The sequence below is a fragment of the Chitinophaga sp. 22620 genome (assembly GCF_052044405.1).
GTDB lineage: Bacteria > Bacteroidota > Bacteroidia > Chitinophagales > Chitinophagaceae > Chitinophaga.
The window spans coordinates 296,428-322,209 of the sequence record NZ_JBQEMV010000003.1; the positions used below are offsets into that span (position 1 = coordinate 296,428).

Here is a 25,782-nt window from a genome sequence, read left to right on the forward strand (position 1 = left end):
GATAAATACCAACATCATGAATTTCATCAAATATCTTTCTTTCGCTGGCATCCTCATCCTGTTTATATCAACAGGCTGTAAGAAGGATAAAGCCACAGCTCCTGCTACCTATCCGGATGGTTATACAGGGCGTTTACAATACCAGCTGGAGGCTAACTATAATTTTTACGAGTATACCCTGATGCAGTCCGCAAATGCACCCTGGTTAAAAGATACACTCAGGTCCAACGGCCCTTATACTTTACTGGCCGTTAATTCCAGCCAGTTATACAGTTACGGGAACTGGGGCAATAGTTATAACACGGATCTGCTTCGTGGCTGGATCATACCGGGCAGCCATTCTTTTAAGAAAATGCCGGTCGGCAAAAACCAGCCACTGAAAACATTGTCCGGCGCGGAGCTGTATTTCAGTAAATATGTTAAAGGCAGCGATACCATCATGACCATCAACGGCAGTAAAATAATTGCCGCAGATAATGTGGCTACCAATGGCATGCTGCAGGTAATAGAAACCTTATTCCCGCCCGTTGTTTACCCTTCCCTTTCAAAGCGCATTTCCAGCGACCCTGACCTTTCCCTGTTTGCTGCCGCTATTCAACGGGCAGGCCTCACCGCCGATATCGACCAGGAAAGCTATACGGTCTTAGCACCGCTGAACACAGCATTCACCCATATAAACACAGCAAACCTGGGGCTTGGCATCAGTACAATGGACAGCCTGCTGCAGGCAGATCCTGCATTGCTGAAGCGGTTTGTGCAGAACCATATGATCAGGGGAAAGATCTTTAACAGCGATATGCAGTATGATTTCTTTAAGAATAATGACGATACCGTTCGGTATGCTACCGCCGGTGGCCGGGAATTAAGGTATTACTCGTTGTTTAATTTCTACAACTATTTCTACGGGCCCGGCAACAGCTCAAACGCTCCCGTGGAACTTAGTCTTACCAACGCTAAATATCAACCTATCAATAACGAAGCAGCGGGAAAAAGTGTGCTCAACAGGATCACACAGGTACTTGCTCCCTAAACACAAAAATCTGGAATATATGCTACACAGTAAAATACAGGCCTTCATTTTTGTGGCAGCGGCTACAATGATCATTACAGCCTGTTCTGAAAAAGAAGGAACGATTTCTCCCGCAGGGAGAGCGAATGTATCCTTCAGGGAATATATCGCGGGGGAAAGCAATACGACTATTTTTAACGCTGCATTCCGGCGGTCGGGCCTGGAGCAGGACAGTGCCTATTTATCCGGCGGCCCTTATACATTTTTTGTACCGGTCGATTCAGCCTTTACCGCGCAGGCGATGCCACTGGAGGTAGTGAATGCAATGGACAAAACAAAACTATTGGAGATACTGAAGTATATGACCGTGAAAGGCAGGGTTTCGAGCAGCACACTTGCAGGCTTCTTCCGGCAAAGCGCTACCACCCTGACCGACAGGCGCCCCATCCTTACCAAGAATTATTATGGCATTTTCTTTAACGGCATTGCTATGAAAGAGGCCAATATCAACCTGGGCGATGCGGTAGTGCATAAGATGAACAGGCTGGCGCTTCCTCCGAAAGACAGCGTGCTCGCATTAATAGCAGGAACTCCTGAGCTTTCCATCTTTAGCGCAATTATTACCAGGTCGCTTAACTCAGGATATGAACCGCATTACGGTGACGTGAGGAATATGTTCCGGACAAATGGCAAAACAATATTCGCACCTACCAACCAGGCTTTTATCAATTATGGCATTCCTTCTGTTGAATATGTAAAGAACATTGCAGATACACAGATGCTGGCTTCGTTGGTAAAGACCCAGGTCTATACAGGCAGCTATGCGATCGATCCGGACCTCGCAACTGACAATTCCGCTTTTTCGTGTACCGTATCGGATTTTAAAGGCGGCTTTATGCTGAAGGGGCTTGGCCGTATTTATATGGTCTTATATCCGAGCGTAAGAGAGGACGGATTAACGATCATGACCGCTGTCAATAATCCAAATCCACGCATCGTTAAAACGGACCTGCTTGCTGCGGATGGCGTGGTACAGGAAGTGGACCAGGTGCTGCTGTTAAAATAACGCGCTAACAATACTTCAAGATTCACAAGCATAATAATGAAAATAATAAGAATTATACAACAGGCAATTTATGTACTGCCCCTGCTTTTGCCTTTTGCTGCCCTAAAAGCGCAGGAAACAAGCACAGGTATTAATGGCAGCATTACGGATACAGCGAAACATGCCATTCCACAGGCTGTCATTACTGTCATTCATATTCCTTCGGGCACAAAGTACACAACAATAACCGGCCCCAATGGGCATTACGGTGTTCCCGGCATCCGGGTCGGCGGGCCTTATTCCGTGACGGTGAACAGTGCCGGCATGCAAATGCAGGAGCAGCTGATCACCCAAATACGGCTGGGAGAGCCTTTAACCCTGAATTTTACGCTTGCAGCCGCTACCAGGCAGCTTACCACAGTTACCATTTCAGGCAGAAGCAAACCCAAAGCCAACAATTATGGAACAGGATTAAATATCGGAAGGGACCAGATCGCTTCCATTCCAACTACCAGCCGCAGCCTTACAGATATCACCAGATTGGTGCCCCAGAGCTCTAAGGATAACTCTTTTGGAGGAACCAACTTCAGGTACAACAACGTTACGATAGACGGCGCGGTGAATAACGATGCCATTGGTTTCAGCGCTTCTACAGGAGGGCAGACGGGCACTTCCAATATGCCGGGTTCTTCCACGCGCACCAATTCAGTATCACTGGATGCGATAGAAGACATGCAGGTATACCTTGCGCCGTATGACGTCAGGATCGGTAATTTTACCGGCGGCAGCATCAACGCCGTAACACGCAGCGGCACCAATACTGTAAAAGGTTCTGTCTATGCCTATGGCAGAAATGGCGCCCTTACCGGAAAGGATCATACCGGGCAGGAATTGAACAGCAAAATGGACAAAGGTTTTCATGAGTACCAGATAGGGTTCAGGGTAGGCATGCCGCTTATAAAAAATAAACTTTTCTTTTTTACGAATGAAGAGATAACGGAAAGGCAGGACGTGATACAACAGGTGGCAGGCAGCGAAGCCTCCAATGCTATTTTAAGTAAAGAACAGGCAGAAACCATCCGCCAGTACACCATCACCAATTATGGTTTTGACCCCGGCACCTATGATACTTACAATGCCTATTCAAGATCCAATAAGTTCTTTAACAGGATAGACTGGAATGTGAACAATACTACACAGGTATCTGTCCGTAACAATACCATTCTTTCCAAAGCCGTCAATATGGAGCGGGACCAGTTTAATTTCCGTTTTTCCAGTATTGCTTACCAGCAGGTAAATAATCAGAATTCTACGGTGGCAGAGGTCAAAAGCAGGTTCACCAATCAATTATCCAACAGCCTGATCCTGGGAGCCTCCTTCATTCACGATTACCGTAATCCGCTCAGCAAGGCAGATTTCCCGCAGGTGCAGATCGTTGGTAAAGATCCCGGCGCCACTATCTTTTTTGGAACAGACAGGGAGGCGGCCATCTTCAATATGAAGCAGCGAACATTCGAGATCACGGATAATGTGTTGTGGCGCCTCGGAAAACATACCCTCACACTGGGAACGCATAATGAGCTGTACAGGATCAATTATGGCTTTGTGAATAGCTGGAACGGAAGAGTAACCTACCAGAGCGTGAATGATTACCTGGAAAATAAGATCGGCAGGGTACAGGGTAATTTCAACTATAAGAACAACGACAGGGATTACATCCTGGCTCATCCTGAAGCGGTATTCAACATTAACTTTTACAGCGTATACGTACAGGACGAATTGCAAATAAGCGACAGGTTCAAATTAACCATGGGTTTGCGGCTTGATCAAACGCATATTCCTGTTAAGCCTGATCTGAGCTGGAAAATAAAAGAGGCGGATACAGACCCTACTTTCGGGAACAGTTATACCTATACGCCGCTCAACCAGATCAATGAAAAGTTCCTGAACAAGCCGCAGGCTTCTTTCCGCATTGGTTTCAGGGCTGATCCCATGGGCAATCAGCAACTGATCATCCGTGGCGGCAGCGGCCTGTTCACCGGAAGGATTCCATTTGCCTGGCTGGGATATGCTTTTTACAACACGGGGGATGCATATGGATCTTACGACCAGAAAGCAACCAACAACGAGGTTTCTCCATTTGTACCCGGCAGTAATCCTTTCATCCGCGATCCCGGTCATCCTTTTCCAGGCATAGCTGGTTTTGTGAGCAGCCAGGGTAAGCCGGTAAATAACAGCAATTCGGGAACCACACAGGTAGACGTGATCGATAACCGTTTTGTGATGCCCCAGGTATTACGCAGCAGCCTGGCTTTTGATTATACAGATGCCGCAGGTTTTAAATATACCCTGGAAGGCATCTATACCAAAAACATTAAGGATGTGCTTTTCCAGCAGGTGAATCTAAAAGATAACCCCACTTATTATGCCTATGATACAGCCAATAAAAGCCAGCCGGTATATTCCGGCAGTGTGAATCCCTGGCTGGCCAACGCATACGAGCTGTCTAACACAACAAAAGGCTACAGGTACAGCATTACCGGGCAGGTAAGCAGAACGTTCCCCGGCAGTCTGTATTTCTCCGCCGCCTATACTTATGGCAAGTCTAAGGATGTTTCCAACGGTATCCGAAATTCCATGGAAAGCAACTGGCAGCTGAACCAGGCACTGAATCCAAACAAGCCTGAGCTGGCCTATTCAAACTTTGACATCCGCCATCGCATCGTTGCACAACTGAGATATAGCAGATCGTGGAGCAAAGTGCTGGCCAGTACTTTTTCTTTATTGGGAAGCTTCCAGTCGGGAAGCCCCTTTACATATGGATTTGTGAATTATTCCGCACAGGGAACACCCCAGCAGGTCAGCCTTGCTTATATACCTTTCAGCAACCAGGCCGTTAATTTCTTCAGACCGTATACGGACGCCGCGGGACAAACTATTTCCGCCCTGCAGCTGGCCGATGCGTTTAATGCTTTCATCGATAAGAATGATTATCTGCGATCGCGCCGTGGCGGTTATACAGAGCGTAATGCAGCCCGCACTCCCTGGAATTACAGTGTTGATTTTCATTTCCAGCAGGATATCGCTATATCCCGGAAAAAAGATGACCAGGAGAAACATATTATCAGCTTGACATGGGATATCATCAACCTCACTAACCTGATCTCTAGGAACTGGGGACTGGCCTATTTTTCCTCTAATACCTATAATGCCACATCAAGTGTTGGTCTTGTGCCGTATACTCCGGGAGTTGAATCCCAGGGGTACCCTGTTTACCAGTTCCGGGATCCCGGAACACCTTATTCTACCGATCTGATGGCCTCCCGCTGGCAGATGCAGCTGGGAGCGAGGTATAGTTTTTAAATAATAAGCTGGCCGAAAAGCATTTTTACTTTTTGGCCAGCTTATTATTATTTCAGCGCCAGAACATCTTCTGCGGCGGTTTGCGGATATTATTGCGGTTAAGGGCAATCCATTGCCGGAATCTCATGAGTTTTGATCAAAAAATTCTACTTTTAACCCCTTAGCCTGAACGATGAGCTTTCACAAATTTCTAACCAGATGTTTCATATTGCGGGAATAATCATTTCCATATTTCTTGCATTGCTTCTTTTTACAAAAAAGAGCAAATCAACCGCCGATTTAATTTTAGCGCTTTGGTTGGTCGTGATTTCCCTTCATTTACTGTGTTATCACCTGCTGATCTCCGGAACCTATGTTGAATTCCCGTATTTCCTGGGCCTTGAGATCCCGTTGCCGCTGGCCCATGGCCCTTTTTTGTATTTGTATGTTGCCACTTTAGCCAATCAAAGCAATAAAAGGTTGCGCTGGTTTATTCATTTTATTCCTGCAACCATAGCCTACCTCCTGTTGTCGGGCTTCTTTATCCTGACTTTTGACCAAAAGATCAGCGTTTATCAAAATAGCGGCGTTGGCTATGAAAAACTCCTTTCAATTATACGCCTTCCCATTATACCTTCAGGGATAATTTACGTGGCTTTATCGCTGATCTTATTAAAAAAGCACCGTGTAAATATCTCCAGGCAATTTTCTTATTCAGAGAAAATCAACCTGGACTGGCTGGTTTACCTCACCATCGGGATAGGCGCTATCTGGCTGTCCATTATACTCGGAAATGATATTTCCACCTTCCTGCTGGTTGATCTGTTCATCTTGTTTATTGGATATTTCGGGATAAAGCAGGTCGGCATATTTACCAACCGGGTTCAATTGATTGACACTGATACGATAAAAAATAGTGACCCGGCAGAAGGTAATGCCCCCGGTCTTAACAGCCCGGCCATTGGCAGTGAAAAGGCCAAATACCTGAAAACGGCCATCGGGCCTGAGCTTATGTTAAAAGTCCACCAGGAATTAACCCTGTTAATGCAGGCCGAAAAGCTTTTTAAAGACCCCGAACTAAGCCTGGACGGATTGGCAGCGCAGCTGGGCGTTAGCAGCAATACCCTGTCGCAGGTAATTAATACCATGGAGCAAAGGAATTTTTACGACTATATCAACAACTTCCGCGTAAAAGAATTCCAGCGGATAGCCGCCTTGCCCGAAAACAGCCAATTTACCCTCCTTTCCCTTGCTTTCGAGGTGGGGTTCAATTCCAAGACCACTTTCAACCGGAATTTCAAAAAGGCAACGGGCCTTTCTCCCTCAGAATTCTGTCAACAGGAAAAGATACAATTGGGCAACCAGGCGTAGATAAAACGGCCATCTTACCTTTTGGAACCTCCAAAATGGAATACCAGGGAGACCATCCTACCTTTTGGAACGTTCAAAAGACGAGTACCTGCTTCCTTTGCAGCTAAAAAAGATGGTCAAAAAGTTATTATGGATCCTGTTTGCTGCGTTGTCGGTAATTGTGGGGCTTTACCCGGGTTTGTTCTTTATGGGCGAAAAAAAGGCGGGTATATTGAAGATTAAACCCGATGAGCTTTTTTTAAATCCCTTCTGGCACCTGGGCTTTTATACACACATCATCTTTGGCGGCCTGGCCTTACTGATCGGATGGATACAATTCAGCCCGGGGATCAGGAGCAAAAATACCGCGTTCCACAGGCAAACCGGCAGGTTATACGTAATGGCCGTTTTATTAAGTTCACTTGCGGGATTTTATATCGCTTTTTACGCCACAGGAGGCCTTCTTGCGGCTTTGGGCTTTATGAGCCTGGGTTTTATCTGGTTTTACACAACTTTAATGGCATACATCCGCATCAGGAACAGGCAGGTGGTACAACACAGGAACATGATGATCTATAGCTACGCCTGCTGCTTTGCCGCAGTTACGTTAAGGCTCTGGATGCCTTTCCTGTATGCAATCTTCGGCAATTTCGAAACTGCGTATGTCGTTGTAGCCTGGTGGTGCTGGATACCGAATTTAGCCACGGCTTATTTCCTGACCAGGAAGCCGGCCATGGTAGCTCCTCAGCAGGAACAGGCCCGATGAAAAAGCCGCTTCTATAACGAAGCGGCTCTCAAAAAATATCAGCACTCCCCTACTGCACCCATCCCGGGTTCTGTTTCAGCGCCGGGTTCAGCGTCAGCTCATTCTGCGGCAGCGGGCTCAGGTAATCCCTGTCTATCCTGAAGCCGTAGCCGTTCGGCGCCGGGGTTTTGTAAGGGTCCATAAAACCATCAGCGTCGTTGGGGTAAGGGTTTTGCGGAAACGATTTACCATAGAAGATCCCCTTGGGACGCTTGCCGGCCAGGTATTCGTCGCCGGCAGCCCAGCGTGCAATATCGTCCCAGCGGAAGCCGGTGAGCGACAGCTCTACGCGGCGCTCTCTCCTGATCTCGTTGATCACGGGCGGCAGCGCGGGGAAATCCCAATCAGGATCAGTGGCGATGTTGGCGATCACCAGGTTAGGCATGCCCACGCGGTCGCGCAGCAGCTTGATGGACCTGTCTACATCGCCCTGGGTAAGCTGGCCCAGCTCGGCTTTGGCTTCCGCGAAATTGAGCAGCACTTCGGCATAGCCGAAAAATATCACCGGCTCGGTACCGCCGCTGAGGTCGTGGTTCACGAATTCGGCGCTGTAGCCTTTCCTGATCACATAGCCGGTAGGCGTGGAATTCTCGGAACTGTTAAAGAGCTTGGAGTACACGGCCTGGTTCCAGGTGATCGTGTCCACGCCTTTGATCTCCCAGGGCATGGCAGGCGTAAAGATCGTTTGCGCCCACCGGGGGTCGCGGTCTTTCATTTCCGTGTTGATGTTGGTGTAACCTGCAAACAGCGGGCTCACGGAAATGGGCAGGCCGTCTTTACAAAGGTAAGCGTCTGCAAGGCCTTTGGTAACACCGGTACCCGCGGGGAAGTCGCTGGATACGCTGCGGTAGTTCACGATGCCCAGCCCTTTGTCGAATTTTTTCCAGAGGAGCACTTCTTTATTCGTGCCATATTCGGGCAGCACGTAAAGGTTGTAATAATCTTTATCCGGCTTGCCGGTGGAATAGATGGTAAAGCGGCCTGAGCTCATGATGGCCTCCGCGGCTGCCGCGGCCTTCCGGAAATATTTGTCGGGGTCCGCGCCTGTCACGGCAAACGGGGAACCGGCGGCATGATATTTTTCCCAGCTGCCTTCATACAACGCCACCCGTGCCTGCAGGGCCAGCGCCACCCATTTGTCGGGGCGCAGGCCATTACTCACTTTTTCAGCATTCATGTACAGCGCGGCTTTATCGAGGTCTGCCAGGATGCTGTCTGCAATAATATTGCGCGGCGTCCTGGGGTCCATCAGTTCGGGAGAATCGGTATTGAGCACTTTGCCGTACCATTGCACGTCGCCGAATGTGCGCAGCAGCTTGAAGTAGATGAGCGCGCGGAAGAAATGGGCTTCTCCCAGGTATTGTTTGTAGGCGTCGAAATTATCCTGGCAGCGCTGGTAGTTCTCGAAGAAATAATTCACTTTCCGTACCAAGCTGTAATCCCAGCCGCCGCCGGTGGCGGGCACCACGCGGGTGCCGTTCAGCCGCGCGTCTATGGAAGCGCTTACGAAATTGTCGGTGTTGAGGTCGAGGCCGAACACGGTGCGGTTGTAGTTTATCCCGCCGGTGCTGCCGAAATCGAGCAGGCCGTGAGCAGGCTGGTAAAACTGGTTCACGTACAGCATCAGGTCGGAAGTGGTACGGAAATACACGTCAGACGATATCTGGTCCAGCGGATCCCGCTGCAGGAAATCATCGTCACATGAACCGAGGGTGGCGATCAACGTTATGGCGAGTATAATATGTTTGATGCGATTCATAACAGCTCAATTAAAATGTGATGTTCAACCCGAAAGAAATTGTTCTTGACATCGGGTAAATTTTACCGAGACCTTCTACAGAACTGCTGCCCATGGAGGAGAAGGCGGTTTCCGGATCGATGCGTTTGGGCATTTTCTGGAAGGTGACCAGGTTTTCGCCGGACACATACACTTTCACCATGCTCAGCGCTGCTTTTTGGGTCAGCCATTTAGGCACCGTATACCCGATCCGCGCGTTTTTCAAACGCAGGTAGGCGCCATCGAGCAGGTACCTGGTTTGCGGCTGCAGGTTCTTGTAGGTTTCGTTGCTTTCGTAAGGCTTGGGGAAATAGGCGTCGGTATTGGGCCCGAAGTGGTTGGTTTCGTCCGCGGGCCGCCAGTAATCTTCCTGCCCGTAAAAGAAGGCTTCGCCGTTGTTGAGCAGGCCCCAGAAAAGCGTGTTGGAGCCGGAGCTTGTTACCAGCAGATCGCGTTTGCCGATACCCTGCCAGAACATGGAGAAGTCCAGGTTCTTCCAGGAGATGCCGGCGCTGAGCCCGAAATTGTACCGCGGCTGGCTGTTGCCGATGCGGCGGAGGTCGCCGTGGTTGGTCAGTGTGCGGTTGCCGTCGTTGATCACGTTGTTGCCGTCCAGGTCTTTGAACCGCATGTCGCCCGGTCCCCATTTGTTGAAGAACTTGCTCTGGTCAGGCATCTTCTCCCCTGCTGACTGTATCAGCCCGTCTGAAGTATAGCCCCAGATCTCGCCGTACACCTTGCCTTTGTAATAGCTGTCTATCAGGCCGGCATCGTTGCGGTATTCCAGGATGGTAGCGCGGTAGTCCGCCACGGAAACGCGGAAGTTGTAGTCCACGTTGGCGTTGATGCGGTCTCTCCACGAAAGCGACAGCTCCCAGCCTTTGGTGGAAAGCGATGAATTATTTTCCTGCGGAACGCTGGTACCGAGCGCAGCGGGCAGCGTAACGGCGGGGCCGAACATACGCGTGGTGCGGCGGTTATACCAGTCGAAGTTCATGATCAGCCTTGAGTCCAGGAAAGCCGCGTCCATACCGAAGTCCAGCGTGCTGATGCGCTCCCAGGTAAGGTTGGGGCTTTTAATGGCGGGAATGCCGGAGTAATTGGGGCGGATGTCGTTCAACACCCATTCAAGATTGCCGGATATGGGCACGATGGACATATACAGGTAATTGGCCACGTTCTGGTTGCCGAGCGTGCCATAAGAACCTCTCAGTTTCAGGCTGTTCACGGCTTTGGCGAGGCGGCCGGCCCAGAAGTTCTCGCGCGATACGTTCCAGCCTGCGGACAGCGAGGGGAACAAACCCCAGCGCGAATCGGGCGCAAAGCGCGATGAACCGCCGTAACGGGCGTTCAGCTCCAGCAGGTATTTTTCTTTGTAGTTATAGTTGAAGCGGGTGAAGAAAGCGCGGGTAGCCCAGTGGCTCATGCCGTCGTTCACCTGCATGGGGCCGGTGGCGGTGCGGATGGAAGGCACTGCTTCCGTTACCAGGCCGCGTTTGGAAGCGGAGAGACTGTTGTATTGTTTATACTCCTGCTCGTATCCCACCATCAGGCGGAGGAAATGGCCGCCCAGTGTTTTCTGGTAAGCGGAGGTGGCGGAGAGGAAAGAATAATAGTTCTCTTCCCAGTCCTGCGCAAACCCGTTCTCCGGCGAGCCGATGTTCCACTTCGTACCGTTGGGCGCTTCGAGCCACACCTGCTTGTCGTGTTTCGAGTATTTGCCGCCGTAGTAGTTGTAGCTGTATGATACGGTGGACTTCCAGTCCTTCACCGGCTCTATATCGGCGCTGATGGTGCCCCAGAAATCGTTGTCGCGTACCTTCTCCAGCCCTGCGTTCATCAGCTGCTGCACGTAAGGGTTGTTGATGGTGCCGTTCCAGTTATACATGGGCGTGGTAGGGTAAAACTTCATCATCTCGGAAATGATCTGTTTCTTTTCCAGCCCGCTGGAACCAATGGGGTGCTGCTGCATGGAGCTGGCAAACTTGGTGCTCAGGTTCACGGTCAGCCATTTGGTGGCCTGCGTGGAGAAGTTGGACACCATGCTGTAGCGTTTATAATGCTCGTCCGCCCAGTTGTAGGCGCTGCCCTGGTTGAAATAGCCCAGCGAAATGTAATACTGCGATTTTTCGGTGCCGCCGCTGAGGCTGAGGCCGTGTTTATGATTGGCCACCTGGTCTTTGAAGTACATATCGAACCACTCGTAGTTGGCGTTACCGTCGTGACGGCCGCGCCAGAGCGTGGGCGGCGGGTTGGCGGTATCGTACTCGGGCAGGTAGGAGCCGTCTATATACCGTTGAATGCGGTCGATCTGCTCGGCCGGGAATTTAGGTGGCTGCCCCGCGTTCACGAGCGCCTGGTTGCGGGCGATCACGTAGTCGTACGAGCTTCTCCATTTGGGAAGGTTGATGGGCGAAGCGAGGCCGAGGTTATAGCTGTACTGGATCTGCACGCCTTTGCCGGCGGAGCCTTTTTTAGTGGTGATGAGGATCACGCCGAAAGGGGCGCGGGCGCCGTAGATGGCGGAGGCGGCGGCATCTTTCAGCACGGTAACGCTTTCCACCGATTCGGGGTCGAGGTTGTTGATGTTCATCTCCACCCCGTCTACCAGCACCAGCGGCGCGCTGCCGGAGAGCGAACCGAGGCCGCGGATGTTCCAGGAGCGGCCGGCGCCGGGCTCGCCGCCTGTATTGGTCACCGCGATATTAAGGTTCGGCGAGGCGCCCTGCAACAGTTCTCCCATGTTGGCGGAGGGCCTGTTGGCGAGCATTTCGCTGCGCACCACGTCTACCGCGCCGGTAAGGTTGATCTTCTTCTGTTCGCCGTAGCCTACCACCACCACTTCTTCGAGGGCGGTATTGTCTTCCGTCATTACAATATTTATCGTGGCTTTTGCCGGGTGCTCCTGCGTTACAAAGCCGATGTATTTGAACACGAGTATGGCGGAATCGTTCTTCACCGTGAGGCTGAACGAGCCGTCTTCTTTCGAGAAGGATGCATTCATGGTGCCTTTTTCCAGGATGGTGACGCCGGGCAGGGGCTGGCCGTCTTTCATCGTCACCTTGCCGCGCACGGCGGTTTGGTATACTGAAGTTTTTGCCGCGGCCTGGGTGATCACCACCAGGTTCTCGTCCACCTGCTTATAAGTGAGGCCGGTGTTGCTCAGCAAGTGGAGCACTGCTTCCGCCCAGGTCTTATCCACCACCTGTATATCGGCGGGCGCTTTGCCGTCCAGTATCTCGTCGCTGTAAACGAAATGAATGGAGGTCTGACGCTCAATAGCCTTCAGCGCCTTCTTGAGAGGGGCCTGCTTCAGGTTGAGCGACACCCTTTCCTGCGAGTACCCTGATAGCGCAAACGCTTGTGCAGCGCACAAACAAACGATAACGGCTGCCAATTTCATCATGAGTAAAAACTTGACAAGTGGAATAACAGGCGCGCCGGGCCTAAGCCCCGGGCCTATTTTCTTTTTTTTCATACATTTGATGTTTGGTGATTGTAAATAATGGCTCCTTTCCCCTTTGAACCCGGAAAGAGCCGTTACATGAAACATTACCTTGGAATGGAGGATGTTAGCGCATTCTCCTTCCTTTTTTGTGCGATTTTAGTTGACCATCATTAAACTGTTATTCATATTTTTTATCAGCGGATATAGACCGTGTCGTGTTCCAGGCGATATTCCAGCCTGCCGGTTTCCCGCAGGGTGCTCAGCACGGTTTCGAGCGATTTGTTGTCGAACACGCCGGTGAAGCTGGATGAATGCAGGTGCTGGTTTTCCGTCACCACCGTTACATCATACCATTTCTCGATCTTGGAGGCCACCCGTTCAAAATCGTCGCCGTCGAACACCAGCTTCCCTTCTTTCCATGCGGCGTCCGCCATGGCATTGCCGGCGGTGTCCACTTTCATTTTACTCAGCAGCAGCATAGGTGCGCCGGGATCGGCGGGCTGGCCCAGGGCGCTGTCGTTCGTGTAAGCGCTGCGCAGGCTGTTGTCTACCCGCAGCTTCTGGCCCGGCTTCAGTTGTATGGTATTGCCGGGCTGGTCGTTCAGGGTGATTTCCACGGCGCCGCTTTCCAGGGTGGTTTCGATATCGGGCTCGTCCGCATACGAACGGATGTTGAAGGCGGTGCCCAGCACTTTTACCTGGAGGGCGCCGGCCTGTATGATAAAAGGTTTGTCGGCATTCTTCGCGACTTTGAAATACGCCTCGCCGGTGAGCGTCAGCTCGCGGCTGCTGCGGTTAAAATCGCCTTTATACACAATGGAGCTGTTGGAGTTGAGCCATACTTCAGACCCGTCGGGCAGCACCACGTGGGAGCGCGAGCCCTTTTGCGTGCTGATCTCCCGGCCGGCGGGGGAATCGTCGCGCAGGCTGAACCACCAGGCCCCGGCCAGCGCTAATACCAACAGGCAGGCGGCGGCGGGTAGCGCGTACATCCTTATGCGGCGCGGGCGTTGCGCAGGCGTTTCAGGCACAGGGTCAAACAGGCCCGCGATCTGCATCCGTGTATAATGGGCGGAATAAGCCAGCAGGGCTTCGGAATCTTCGTCCTGTTCCTCTTCCCCGCCCGGGAACAGTTGCCGGTACAGTATCGCCAGCTGCTCATCGGCGTCGATCAGCTGCTGCAGTTCTGCGGCTTCTTCAGTAGTGGCTGCACCGGAGAGGGTGCGCCTCACCAGCTCGTAAAAACGTTCTTCCTTCATAAAATAACAAGGGCGGTTATGGGTAAGACAAGTCTGCGGGAAAAACTCCCCAATGGGTTTCAAACTTTTTTTTGAGAAGGCTTAACCGCTGGTGTGGCGGTAGGTTTGCAGCACGGCGCCGAGGCGCTGCATGGCAATGCTCAGGTGGCGGTCTACCGTGTTTTCGGAGATATCGAGAATGGCGGCCACCTCGCGGTAGCTGAAATTGTTTTCACGGATGAGCTTGTACACCATCTGGCACTTGGGCGGCAGCTGGCTTACCGCTTCGGCGAATCGGTGCTTCAGCTCGCGGTGGATCGTTTCATCTTCGGGCGTGCCGGCGGCAGATACGAAGATTTCCGGGGCCAGCTGGTCAATATCCCAGGTGGTATAGCGGCGGTTCTTGAGCAGATGGTTGACGGCGCCGTTGCGCACGGCTTTGAAGAGGTATACTTTCAGGTTGCGGATGCCCGTAAGGGCTTCCTGCATGGTCCATATTTTCAGCATCACGTCAGACACGATCTCCTCCGCCACTTCACGCTGCCGCACGTACGTATCGGCAAAGCGGATGAGGCCTTTATAGAAATGGAGGAACAGCCGCTTGTAGGCGTTCTCATCCCTGTAAATGGCAACCTGTTGTTGTAGCTCCAGAATATCCATGCTTGCCGGTTCGTCTATTTTTTTCCTTTCAGCCATTTGTCGAGGAAGCGGATGCCCGGTTCCACAATGGCTTCGTGACCGCCCTCATGCAGCGTCAGTTCCATACGCCCGGCCATCTGCAGGCGCTCGTAATGCTGGCGGCCTTTTTTGAACTCCTCCTCCACCTGCGGCCAGTACGCGATGTTGTCTTTTTTACCGTGCTGTATCATCAGCGGGCGCGGGGCAATGAGCGACACCACATCGTGATCCGAATAACCGGTGAGCCAGCCCTTCATAAAGGCGTAGTTTTCGTTGCCTGCCTGGAAGCTGCTGTAGCGCTCATCTTTCACGGCCATTTTGTTGATGCGGTGATTGTACCAGGCCGATACGATACCTGCTTTGATGCGCGGCTCAAGCGGCATGAAGAACATGGTGGCCATGCCGCCGAGCGACACGCCCCACATGCCTACTTTCCCGGCGTCTATCCGCGGGTCCGCCAGCACCGTGTCCAGCAAATGCTGGAGACGCGCCAGCTCGATGCCGGGCAGGCTGGTGCCGGCAAGGCGGCAAAGGTGTTCGATATTGTTCCTTCTTTCGGTGGAGCGGAGGTTGAGAGGGCACAGCACCGCGTATCCAGCTTTCAGCAGGGCTTTGGCATAGGCGTGATACCCGCCGTCGCGGAAGGGCGTTTCGGGTGAGCTGCCGTTGCCGTGCTGCACAACGATCAATGGCACGGGCCGTTTGGCGCTGGCGCCTTTCGGAAAGGCCAGCACGGCTTCGGCCGTTACGATGCCCAGCGGCTGCACGATCCACTCAGCCTTTATCTCGTCTACCTGGTGCGGGCGTTTCTCCAGCGGCGCTGTCTTGGTAAGCCGCGGTGGACTGATCACCGCTTCCCATGCACGCCGGTTGGGCTCCACAGAGCGTTCAAGCGCGGCGGGACTGCTATAATCGCGGTTCCAGAGCGCTTTGGCGCGTTCGTCGTATTCGTCTGAGAGATAATGTACAAGGTATTTTTCCAGCTGTGCCTCGTAGGCATCGAGCCGGGCTATTTCTTCCGGCGTATTCACGGAAGGTTTCACGGCGGCCTTCTGCTGCGCCATGGCAGGCGGTTGTGCTAAACATACAGTTACCAATACAAAAGCAGCTATCCATTTCTTCATATGTGACCAATTGAATATAACGCCGCAGCGCACTGCGGATACGAGGGACCTGGTTGATTGTAACGTGGCAAAAACGGAAAATACGTGTACGTACCCGTTTCACAAGTATAAAAAACATTCCCCGTGCTTCCAAATACTTTTTTGGAGGAAGTGGTGGAAATGTTTTTAAAGATGAGGGAACGGCCTTCGCGAAAGCCAGGGGGGATCACTACAACATTTAACGGCACAAAAGCCGCGCAGATCGTTCGGTCCGCGCGGCTTTTGTATGATAATATCCAGCCTCAGGTTCCTGAACGCAGATCATGCATCCGGGATCTCGGGCTCTACCAGCTTGGCCAGCTTTTCAAGTGATTCCTGCCAGCCCAGGTAGCACATTTCCGCGGGTATGGCGGCGGGAATTCCTTCCTGGTCGATCTTGATTTCCGTACCTGCCATGTTTTTCCGGAGCGAGACAGTGGTGATTATTTCTCCCGGCAGGTTGGGATCATCGAATGTATCGGTGTATTTCAAAAACTCGTCGGGTTTGAGCTCCTGGTAGGTTCCGCCGAATGAATGGCTATTGCCGGTTGAAAAGTTCTGGAACGACATTTTAAAAGAACCGCCTTTTACCGCGTTCATTTCATGGACGGTGCAGGTAAACCCGTAAGGCGGCAACCATGAAGCGATGGCGGCGGCTTCGGTAAATGCCCGGTATATTTTTTCCGGGGATGCTTTCAGAACTCTGTGCAGTGAAACAGCATTGTTTGACATAAGAAACATTTTTGTTCCTACTCTTCTGGCTTTTCGGTTCCGCCCGTTTTTTGAGTGGTTGCTGCTCCACTTACTTTTATGCCGGTTGTTTATTCATCAACTTCGACATAACAAAGATCTCAAGAAGATCAGACTTGGACAGAGGCTGTATACGACAATTAGGGGGTTGTTTGCGGCTCGGGCCTGTCTGCCTTTGCTGTTGGAGCTAAAAACGATGATATCCTGCCGGGATATACGCCTTTCTCCCGCTATCCTTGCGGTAACTGCTTACCTTCCGGTAAGTGATCAATTATATGCCGCATTAAGCCTCAACTTTGCACCTGATTCTTTTAATATATCAAGCATGGAAATAGGTATTGACAGCTTTGCCGCAGTAAGTTCAAACAATGAGCCCGGCACAGCTTTATCCCCCCATCAGGCAATTGAACAGCTGCTCGGCCGGATCGTGCTGGCAGATCAGGTGGGGCTGGACGTATTTGGCATCGGCGAGCATCACAGGAAGGAATTCCTTGACTCCGCCCCTGCCCTGATCCTGGCTGCCGCCGCCGCCAGAACAAAAAATATCCGGCTTACCAGCGCGGTGACCGTTCTCAGCACTGCGGACCCGGTCAGGGTATTCCAGGATTTTTCGACCCTGGACCTGATCTCCAACGGCAGGGCTGAAATCGTTGCCGGCCGTGGCTCCGCTACGGAAGCATTCCCGCTTTTTGGTTTTAGCCTGGATGATTATGATGCCCTCTTTTCGGAGAAATTAGAGCTGTTGCTCCAGTTGCGGAAGGAAGAACCCATCAGCTGGTCGGGCAGGTTCCGGCCCGCATTGATCAACCAGCCGGTGTACCCCAGGCCTGTTCAGCAGAAGATACCTGTATGGCTCGGCGTTGGCGGCACACCCAGCTCATTTGCCAGGGCGGGAAAGCTCGGGCTCCCGCTCATGGTAGCCATCATAGGCGGGGAAACGCACCGGTTCCGGCAGCTAACCGACCTCTACAGGGAAAGCGGGATAAAAGCAGGGTTTTCTATGGACGAACTGAAGGTGGGCGTACATATGCCGGGGTATGTAGCGGCCAACACGGAAAAAGCCATCCGGGAATATTATCCCGGTTATGCGCGGATCATGACGAAGTTCGGCAGGGAACGCGGCTGGCCGCCCATGACAACTTCTCAATTCGAGAGATCTGTAAGCATACAGGGAGCCTTGCTGGTAGGAAGCCCGGAACAGGTCACTGAAAAGATCGAATACGTCAACAAGGCGCTGGGCGGTGTGGCAAGAGTAACCTTTCAAATGGACAATGCCGACCTGCCGGATGAAAAGCTGATGGAGTCCATAGAACTGATTGGAACGAAGGTCAGAACATCTCTTTTGTAAGCATGAGCCATCCAGGCAAGTAAATTGAGCTGTGGAGGAAAGCGGCCACGGCGCACAAACATGGATCTTTGTGTTGTTAATCAATAAAATAGAAACAATGACCACAATAACAAAGATCGCTTTAGGCAAAAACGGGCCGCTCGTATCCAAGCTCGGATTAGGCTGCATGCGCATGTCCTCTGTTTGGGGAGGCCCTGTGAACGATGAAAATGAAAGTATTGCTACCATCCGGATGGCGCTGGACAGCGGTATTAACTTTCTGAACACAGGAGATTTCTACGGCAGCGGGCACAATGAGCTGCTGGTGGGCAAAGCCATCAAAGGCAGAAGGGATGATGCTTTCATCAGTGTCAAGTTTGGCGCGATATTCTATGGCGGCCAGATGCTTGGGCTGGACCTGCGACCCATAGCCATCAAGAACTTCATCAATTATTCCCTGGTACGCCTGGGCATAGACACCATCGATCTGTATCAACCCTGCAGGCTCGATAACAGCGTTCCGGTGGAAGATGTGATCGGAACCGTCGCCGACCTGATCAAAGAAGGCAAAGTGCGCTATCTCGGCGTTTCTGAAATCACCGCGGACCAATTGCGCAAGGCGAACAGCATCCACCCTGTAACAGCATTGGAAATAGGGTATTCATTGGCGGACCGCCAGATAGAAAGCGACCTGCTTCCCACGGCTGAAGAGCTGGGCATAGGCGTGGTGGCATTTGCCAATACCGCCGAAGGGCTGCTCACCGGCGATATGAAAGCGCCGCTTCCCGCCAATTCCTACCATCATCACTTTTCGCGTTTCCAGGGAGAGAACCTGGTAAAGAACCTGGAAAAGGTCGAAGTATTAAAACAAATGGCAAAAGAGAAAGGATATACGCCTACGCAGCTGGCCATTGCCTGGGTGAACGCACAGGGCGGTCATATCATGCCCTTGGTGAGCATGAGCCGGAGATCTCGGTTGCCGGAAAACCTGAAAGCCATGGAAATTGAATTCACTCCCGCCGAGCTAAACACGCTGAATACGCAATTCGCGCCGGGCGCGATACTGGGAGGCACTTACCTGCAGAGGTAGCGGGGTTGCACATAAGTTCCGCCGGTTTTGTAACTTTACATCATGACGAATCCAACTGAAATAATCCCGGGAGTCATCTTTTACTCTTATTACTCGGCCATGAGAAAGGAGAAGGTGGCGTTCACGAAAGATAATACGCTGGTATTACAGGTTTCAGGCCTTTTTACATTTGAAACCGCCCAACAAAAGATCACCATGGAAGGCGGCGAAATGCTGCTGATACGGAAAAACCAGTTGGGAGAAATTACCAAAACGCCGTTGGACGGCCAGGATTATCAAACTGTTGTCATCAGCCTGAAAGAAGACCTGCTAAGGCAGATCGCCCTGGAGGAGCAGATAGAGATCAATCAAAAATACACCGGCCCGTCCAACATGCTGATCCCGGGGAATGATTTTTTGCATGCTTTTTTTCAATCCGTGCTCCCGTATGTTCGTCACCCGGAAAAGAAAATAACCAGCGAGGTGGGTATGCTGAAAGTAAAAGAGGCTGTATATCTCCTCCTGGATACCATGCCCCGGCTCCGGGAATTCCTGTTCGATTTTTCCGAACCTTATAAGATGGACCTGGAAAAATTCATGCTCAGCAACTTTCATTACAACATCCCCGTTGAAAAATTTGCACAGCTCACCGGAAGAAGCCTTGCCGGGTTCAAGCGCGATTTCCTGAAAATATTCGGGATGGCGCCCCGGCAGTGGCTGCTGGAAAGGAGGCTGACGGAAGCCCGGCATCTCATAGAAAAGAAGAACAAAAAGCCATCTGCAATATATCTTGACCTGGGATTTGAAAGCCTTTCTCATTTCTCGCATTCTTTTAAGAAGAAATTCGGTAAGGCGCCCACCGAATGGCCGGTGTAGGTCCGCGGTGTGATGCCCCGCATCCATAGGAGGTTGCAAAATATTTCCTACATTGCGCAACTATGCTGGAAACCAAAGTTTGCATTATAGGCGCCGGCCCCGCAGGCGCTACCACCGCCCTGCAGCTGGCTTACATGGGTATTCCCTGCCTGGTGGTGGATAAAGCCGTTTTCCCCCGTGATAAAGTATGTGGCGACGGCCTGAGCGGTAAAGTGCTCACCCTGCTCTCCCGGATCGACAAAGGCATTGCCGAAAGGCTGCTGCAGTATGTGTTCAAGGAAGACAGCTGGGGCGTAACGTTTGTAGCTACCAACCGCATGAGCATCAACATCCCCTACAAACCCGGCTATGCGAAGCTGCCGGACGAGCCAAGGGGATTCGTATGCAAACGCATTCACTTCGACAACTTCCTGGTAGAAGAGCTGAAACGCTGCCCGCAGGTGCAGCTGATAGAAGGCAAGGCCATCACAAAATATGAGCTGCTTCCAGACGGGTACCTGCTCAGCGATGCCGCCGGCAGCATACAGATCAAAACACAGCTGGTGATCGCCGCCAACGGCGCGCATTCCGGGTTTACAAAGGAGGTGGCCAACATCCATATGGATCCGGCGCATTATGTGGCCGGCATCAGGGCGTATTACAGCGGCATCAAAGGCCTGCATCCCGATAACCTGATAGAACTGCATTTCCTCAAAAACGTGCTGCCCGGTTATTTCTGGATATTTCCCCTGCCCAATGGCGAGGCCAATGTAGGTATAGGCATGCTGAGCAAAGTTGCGCGGCGCAGGAAAGTGAACCTGAAACAGTTGCTCCAGGAGGTCGTGCAGCATGACCCGGTACTGAAGGAACGGTTTAAAGACGCCACGCTCCACGGCAGCATCGACGGGTACGGCCTGCCCCTGGGCAGTATAAAAAGAAGGCTGTCCGGCGAAAGATATATGCTGGTGGGCGATGCGGGTTTCCTGATAGACCCTTTTACCGGCGAAGGCATCGGCAACGCCATGTATACCGCCCGCATGGCGGCAGAACGGGCGGCGGCCTGCATTGCGGCGGACAATTACACCGCTGCAGCGATGCTGGCATACGATGAACATGTATACCGCGTGCTGGGACCGGAATTAAAAATGAGCGCCAAGCTCCAGAAGCTGATCCGTTTCCCCTGGCTGTTCAATATGCTGATGCGGGTGAGCGCGGGCAATAAAGAGCTGCAGGAGCTGATGTCCTGTATGTTCTATGAAGTAGACCTCCGCAAAAAGCTGGCGAAACCGCAGTTTTACCTGCGGTTGCTGCTGGGGCGGTGAGCGGCTTGCGCCGGAACATAGAGAAATATCGTCATTCCGTTTCCACCTCCCAGTTATCCGTACGGAACGGCGCCAGCGGCAGCCCTTCCCGGCTGAAAACATTGCCCATGGCCGCATCCCTGAAGCCATAGCGCACTGCTACGGGAGCTTTCACCATTTTACTTGATACAATTACTGAATGACGGTCTATCGCCACTTCCGCCGGGTGGAATATTTGATCTTCTCCGGCAATCATCCATTCCGTGGCGGTTGTTCCTTTTATCATCAATCCTTTATCCGCATGGCTGAAAGTGATCGTTGCCCTGTGCCCACGGATGCGCATGCTGTTGAAAACCGGGCTCTGAAAAGGAATTCCCTTGCGGTGATAAGTGTCTGCCAGCGCGAGATTGGCTAAACGAAGCCCTACGTCATGTTTGTTGGCAGGGTGAACGTCGTTGGTATCGGCCACCAGGTCCGTGATCACCACCATACCGGTTTTGTAATGCGCCGTGCTCTGCAGCTGCGCTTCCCGTAACAGGGCGCCGGTGTTCTTTACCCGGTACCTGAATGGAGCGATCTGCACGAAATAAAAAGGGAAGTCCTTTTTCCAGGCGGCCCGCCATCCGTCTATCATAGCCGTGAACAGCTGTTTGTAGGTGTTTGCCGCGCCGGTATTGTTCTCTCCCTGGTACCAGATGGCGCCCGCAACGGCGTAAGGCGTTACAGGCGCTATCATCGCGTTGAATGCATAGCCGGGCTGATAGGGGCACATGCCGCTGGGGATTATTTTAGCCGCAGCCTGCTCAAGTACGGGATCGTTATGCACGATGCTGTCCGGCGTCCATACTTCCGCGGCGGTGCCGCCCCAGCTGGCTCCGATCAGGCCGACGGGAACATTAAGCTCTCCGCTTAAACGTTTGCCGAAAAAATACGCCACGGCGCTGAATGCCTGCAACGTAATACTGTCGCAGGCGGCCCATTGCCCGTCACAATCATCCTGCGGGTATGGGGCGGTTGTTTTGGGGATGTGAAAGAAACGGATATTGTGAAGGTGCGCGGAAGGCAGCTCTGCTTTCACATCCTGCAGGCCTTTTTGCGCGTTCATTTCCATATTGCTTTGCCCTGAACAAATCCATACTTCGCCGGTCATTACATTATCCAGCACGATGGTGTTTTTTCCTTTGATGGTGATGGTATACGGCCCGCCGGCGGCAGGCGTTGCCACTTTCACTTCCCAGCGCGCATCGCGTGAGCCGGTGGCCTTGTAGGTTTGCGGGCCCCAGGATGGCGTTACGGAAACCTCTTCGTAAGGGTCCGCCCATCCCCAGATCTTTACGCTGTCGCGCTGCTGCAATACCATATTGCTGCTGATGATCCGGGGCAAACGGATATTGCCGTAGCCGGAAAGCGCCACGCACAGCAGCGCAGCGATAACTATTCCACGCATAGTTCCTGTATTCATTTAAAAGCGGGAAGAATGTAACTGTAAACCTCGTATCTCAATTCGCTCCACGCGCTCCGGCGGGGGAACGGATGGCCGGGATATAATTCCTGCGCATCGGGCACGAAGGTGATCCTTACCCTGATGGCATCGCGGCCTTTTGTAAGCGCGGCGGGAATAAGGAACTCATCGTCGCGGAAACGGCGGTTGGATGTCTCTACTTTGTATTGCCGTGGCCCCAGTTCGCCGGGCGGCCTGGATACCACGTAAGTATTGGCGCCCGCCAGGTACCAGGTGCCGGCCTTCTGCCAGTTGTCTGATCCTGCCGCCGCAACAAATACTTCAGCGGTCTGGTTAGGATAACCATAATCCAGCATTCTGCGCAGCAGCGCGCCCATATTGTCTTTGCGGAGGCGCAGGGTGAACTCGGATGTGCCGGTGGTGGTGCGTCCGTCTTCCGCATGCGCGGGATAGATCTCCTTCCCTATCAGCTCTTTATAGCCCGGCCTTTTTTGCAGGTCATAGCCCCATGCATGCGCGGGATAAGCATCAGGCCCCCATTCATATCTCGAGCGGATAGTGTCTGCCGCGGAGGCTTGCGGTGAATGGTAGTTGTGCTGCTGTTCATCGGCCGGCTTTCCAATATCCAGGGAATCGGTTTTTACCAGCGACGGCGCGGGAAGGCCGTACCAGTAGCAGATCGTTTCATAATGTTCCTGCGCCACATTCTCGTTATGCTCGAAGCGGATCACGGCGCGTTTGCCGAATGGCATCAGGTCCGCCAGCAGGAAGCGGTAGGCGGATTGAATGAGATCTTTTTCATTCACCGCCTTTTTCTTTTCTGTGGCCCCGCAGGGGTGCCCGGCCAGGGGCAACGTCATATTCTCCCCGCCCCAGTAATCCCCTCCCCCGGCCCATTCTTCCGTGCCGGTGCCGTATGCCTGCGGTGTGCGGCTGTCGTCGAAAAAGAAACGCGGGTCTCCCTCCAGCGTGCTCAGGTTGGCATTGTGGGAGAATATAAACGAGGTGCCGAGGAAGCTGCCGGACCATTCCCGGTGGCCTTCCGCGCCTTGTGTATCCAGCCAGGTCATGTCCTGGCCCAGTTCGGGCTTCGGAATGTCGCGGTAAGTGGCATGAAAATAAGCGCTCCTGTTCGCGGGTATTTTCGAGCGTTCATAACGAAGCTCGTAGCTGATCTCCGCATCATCCGGCTGTATGCCGGTGAGCTCGAATTTAGCCGTTTTAAAGAAGGGCATAGGATAATAACAGGCCAGCTCCAGCTTGTTGCCCGTATAGTCGTACCGGATATTGACCGGCAGGCCCTTTACGAGATGCTCCTTCTGTTCGCGGTTGTAAAAAGTACCTGCGCCGAAGAACAGGCATAACGGCGCATCGATGGAAGGATGCGCTGCTCCGTCCCAGGTTACGCGCAGCCGGACGCGTTCCAGCACCGCTGCTTTTTCCAGTGGCAGGGTGAGCTTTAATGCTCTCAGGGAAGAGGATGCGGCTGTGATGCTGGCCAGCAATACGACCGGTTTGTCCAGCTTCAGCCGGCCCTGCACCTTTTTAATATTTTTCGGCGCAATATCGGTTCCCGCGCGGCCTAGCAGGTCTGTTACATCAACCTCCGGCGTTTGGTCAATGTTCCAGCTGCGCAATGGATTGGAGAGTGCATCTTTATTGGCATACAGGTGGTAGATGTAGTAACCGGTGCCGTAGAACGTCCTGGAATAAGCGATCCGCAGCGAATCGCGGAAAGGCATCGGCACCCAGATGAGGTTAGCGCCTTTGGTGGTACCCCAGGTCCAGGCCATGGGTTCGGGGAATGAAGCGGCAGGAATAAACGCGGTGTTTTTGAACTTTTTCACCGCATCCACAGGGCTGGCGGTAGCGGTTTCAGACACAAGGTTGTCCTTCCCGTCCACCATAAAATGCCAGGGACTGCCGTGCCAGTGATTGGCGCGGAAAAAATACAGCACGCCGGCGCCTTTCACGTCCAGCGTTACGTTTTCGTCTTCTTTATTCATAAAAAGAAAATTCGAAGCGTCGTAGCCGCCACCGGTGCGGGCATAGGTACTGCGCATGTACGCCCGTACGCCAATGCGCTGCTGCGGCAGCTTTTCCCATGAACGGAAAGCGTCGTAGCCGGTGGGGATTTTGTACTGCTGCGCATCCGCAAGCAGCGGCACACAAAACAGGAGTAATAATAAATTCCGGAGTGCCGTCATATTATTTTGCGTTTATGTCAGTTTGCTTTTTCCATTTTAAAGGTGCGAGGTACAGTCCTTTTTTATCCCAGCCCGTATTGGAAATGAACCAGCCTTCTTTTTTATCGTATATCACTTCAGCGGCGTGCACGGGCAGCGTGCATACAAGGTTCTCTGCCGGGAAATTTTCAGGGTCGTCGGACCAGTACACGGCCGTGAGGTTATAAGCCGTCATGGCCTTGCAGATAAAAAGGTAGAACAGCCCGTCCATCTGCACTACAAAAGGGCTCTCCGCATCTCCTCCCCAATAGATCTCGTATGGCTGTACATGGGCTATACGCGGGCCGCTCCAGTGCAGCAGGTCAGGACCGGTGCGCACGGCTACGGCAGATCTGAGGTCCGTTTCGGTGAGCACCCTGGTGTAATAGTAATAATATTTGTTCTTGTATTTCATGATGTAAGAATCCCGGGCATGCCCGGGATCACTGAAAAGCGGGTTCCTGTCATGCCGCGTCCAGTTAAAAAGGTCTTTACTGGCGGCCATACGCAGTTGCCCCCAGGATGCATACTCTGGTGCACTTTTCTGCATATTGCCGGTGTTGTAAAACATATAATACGTTCCCTTTTCCTGTATGGCATGCGGAGCCCACAATACGCGCTCCACGCCGGGTTCGGCCGTCATGGCATAACCATGATCCTCCCATTTGGCCTGTTTGATGGAGGAAGCGGACGCGTGGAAAAGCCGCGTTTCATCCCAGGGTTTTACGGGCAGATGGTGAATGATGCCGTAGGCATGCCAGGTACCGTCACTGCCTTTGATAATGGTATGGTCGTTGGTGTACCAGGCACTGTCGCCCTCCTTCCTGGTGTCGTTAGGATTGAAGATGTGCACGAAGGGGCCGTTTATTTCCGGAACGAGATAATCCGTCTTCTTTTGACCGTAAGCGCCGGAAAATGTGGCTGCCAGCAACAAGATGAATGGTATGCGCATACAATAG

At 52.4% G+C, this 25,782-nt stretch carries 18 protein-coding genes; 9 read left to right on the forward strand and 9 right to left on the reverse strand.

Going from position 1 to position 25,782, the window contains the following annotated elements:
- The first annotated feature begins 16 nt into the window (after positions 1 to 16).
- The 5 genes from ACTJIK_RS16655 (at position 17) to ACTJIK_RS16675 (ending at position 7,512) form a co-directional block, all read left to right on the forward strand.
- Positions 17 to 1,030 carry a fasciclin domain-containing protein gene (locus tag ACTJIK_RS16655; protein WP_440648091.1) on the forward strand — a complete coding sequence of 338 codons (1,014 nt, stop codon included), beginning with the start codon at positions 17 to 19 and terminating at the stop codon, positions 1,028 to 1,030.
- Positions 1,031 to 1,049: 19 nt separating this feature from the next.
- Positions 1,050 to 2,075, forward strand: a complete 1,026-nt coding sequence (locus ACTJIK_RS16660; RefSeq protein ID WP_440648093.1) for a fasciclin domain-containing protein — start codon at positions 1,050 to 1,052, stop codon at positions 2,073 to 2,075.
- Between the two features lie 36 nt (positions 2,076 to 2,111).
- Positions 2,112 to 5,417, forward strand: a complete 3,306-nt coding sequence (locus ACTJIK_RS16665) for a carboxypeptidase regulatory-like domain-containing protein (protein WP_440648095.1) — start codon at positions 2,112 to 2,114, stop codon at positions 5,415 to 5,417.
- A gap of 198 nt (positions 5,418 to 5,615) precedes the next feature.
- Positions 5,616 to 6,767: a helix-turn-helix domain-containing protein gene (locus ACTJIK_RS16670; RefSeq protein WP_440648097.1), complete on the forward strand. Its 1,152-nt coding sequence runs from the start codon at positions 5,616 to 5,618 to the stop codon at positions 6,765 to 6,767.
- A 211-nt stretch (positions 6,768 to 6,978) separates the two neighbouring features.
- Positions 6,979 to 7,512, forward strand: coding sequence for a DUF2306 domain-containing protein (locus ACTJIK_RS16675; protein ID WP_440648099.1), 534 nt, complete (start codon positions 6,979 to 6,981; stop codon positions 7,510 to 7,512).
- Positions 7,513 to 7,561: 49 nt separating this feature from the next.
- Here ACTJIK_RS16675 and ACTJIK_RS16680 read toward each other — a convergent pair whose 3' ends face one another.
- The 6 genes from ACTJIK_RS16680 to ACTJIK_RS16705 all read right to left on the reverse strand — a co-directional run bounded on the left by ACTJIK_RS16680 (position 7,562) and on the right by ACTJIK_RS16705 (position 16,566).
- Positions 7,562 to 9,310 carry a RagB/SusD family nutrient uptake outer membrane protein gene (locus ACTJIK_RS16680; protein ID WP_440648101.1) on the reverse strand — a complete coding sequence of 583 codons (1,749 nt, stop codon included), beginning with the start codon at positions 9,308 to 9,310 and terminating at the stop codon, positions 7,562 to 7,564.
- 10 nt (positions 9,311 to 9,320) lie between these two features.
- Positions 9,321 to 12,734 (reverse strand): TonB-dependent receptor, encoded by a 3,414-nt coding sequence (locus tag ACTJIK_RS16685; RefSeq protein ID WP_440648103.1) that lies wholly within the window; start codon positions 12,732 to 12,734, stop codon positions 9,321 to 9,323.
- Positions 12,735 to 12,970: 236 nt separating this feature from the next.
- A complete protein-coding gene (locus ACTJIK_RS16690; protein WP_440648105.1) occupies positions 12,971 to 14,035 on the reverse strand; it encodes a FecR family protein in 1,065 nt (354 codons plus the stop codon).
- A gap of 81 nt (positions 14,036 to 14,116) precedes the next feature.
- Positions 14,117 to 14,710 (reverse strand): RNA polymerase sigma-70 factor, encoded by a 594-nt coding sequence (locus ACTJIK_RS16695; protein ID WP_440648107.1) that lies wholly within the window; start codon positions 14,708 to 14,710, stop codon positions 14,117 to 14,119.
- On the reverse strand, positions 14,689 to 15,816 hold the full coding sequence (locus ACTJIK_RS16700) for an alpha/beta hydrolase family protein (RefSeq protein WP_440648109.1): 1,128 nt from the start codon (positions 15,814 to 15,816) through the stop codon (positions 14,689 to 14,691). Before ACTJIK_RS16700 ends, ACTJIK_RS16695 begins: the two co-directional genes overlap by 22 nt.
- A 300-nt stretch (positions 15,817 to 16,116) precedes the next feature.
- Positions 16,117 to 16,566 carry an SRPBCC family protein gene (locus ACTJIK_RS16705; RefSeq protein WP_440648111.1) on the reverse strand — a complete coding sequence of 150 codons (450 nt, stop codon included), beginning with the start codon at positions 16,564 to 16,566 and terminating at the stop codon, positions 16,117 to 16,119.
- Positions 16,567 to 16,909: 343 nt separating this feature from the next.
- Here ACTJIK_RS16705 and ACTJIK_RS16710 point away from each other — a divergent pair, with 343 nt between their 5' ends.
- From ACTJIK_RS16710 to ACTJIK_RS16725, 4 genes are all read left to right on the forward strand, one after another.
- Positions 16,910 to 17,932 (forward strand): LLM class flavin-dependent oxidoreductase, encoded by a 1,023-nt coding sequence (locus tag ACTJIK_RS16710; RefSeq protein ID WP_440648113.1) that lies wholly within the window; start codon positions 16,910 to 16,912, stop codon positions 17,930 to 17,932.
- Between the two features lie 97 nt (positions 17,933 to 18,029).
- Positions 18,030 to 19,001, forward strand: a complete 972-nt coding sequence (locus ACTJIK_RS16715) for an aldo/keto reductase (RefSeq protein ID WP_440648115.1) — start codon at positions 18,030 to 18,032, stop codon at positions 18,999 to 19,001.
- 99 nt (positions 19,002 to 19,100) lie between these two features.
- Complete coding sequence (locus ACTJIK_RS16720; protein WP_440648117.1) at positions 19,101 to 19,856, forward strand: helix-turn-helix domain-containing protein; 756 nt, start codon at positions 19,101 to 19,103, stop codon at positions 19,854 to 19,856.
- Between the two features lie 62 nt (positions 19,857 to 19,918).
- Complete coding sequence (locus ACTJIK_RS16725; protein WP_440648119.1) at positions 19,919 to 21,157, forward strand: geranylgeranyl reductase family protein; 1,239 nt, start codon at positions 19,919 to 19,921, stop codon at positions 21,155 to 21,157.
- A 31-nt stretch (positions 21,158 to 21,188) separates the two neighbouring features.
- Here the strand turns inward: ACTJIK_RS16725 and ACTJIK_RS16730 are convergent, their stop codons facing one another.
- From ACTJIK_RS16730 to ACTJIK_RS16740, 3 genes are read right to left on the reverse strand one after another with little or no spacing between them, the layout of a single operon-like run.
- Positions 21,189 to 22,583, reverse strand: a complete 1,395-nt coding sequence (locus ACTJIK_RS16730; RefSeq protein WP_440648121.1) for a sialate O-acetylesterase — start codon at positions 22,581 to 22,583, stop codon at positions 21,189 to 21,191.
- 11 nt (positions 22,584 to 22,594) lie between these two features.
- Complete coding sequence (locus ACTJIK_RS16735; protein ID WP_440648123.1) at positions 22,595 to 24,805, reverse strand: DUF2961 domain-containing protein; 2,211 nt, start codon at positions 24,803 to 24,805, stop codon at positions 22,595 to 22,597.
- Between the two features lies 1 nt (position 24,806).
- The gene (locus ACTJIK_RS16740; RefSeq protein ID WP_440648125.1) at positions 24,807 to 25,775 is read right to left on the reverse strand and encodes a hypothetical protein; all 969 of its coding nucleotides are present in this window, start codon (positions 25,773 to 25,775) and stop codon (positions 24,807 to 24,809) included.
- Positions 25,776 to 25,782 lie beyond the last annotated feature (7 nt).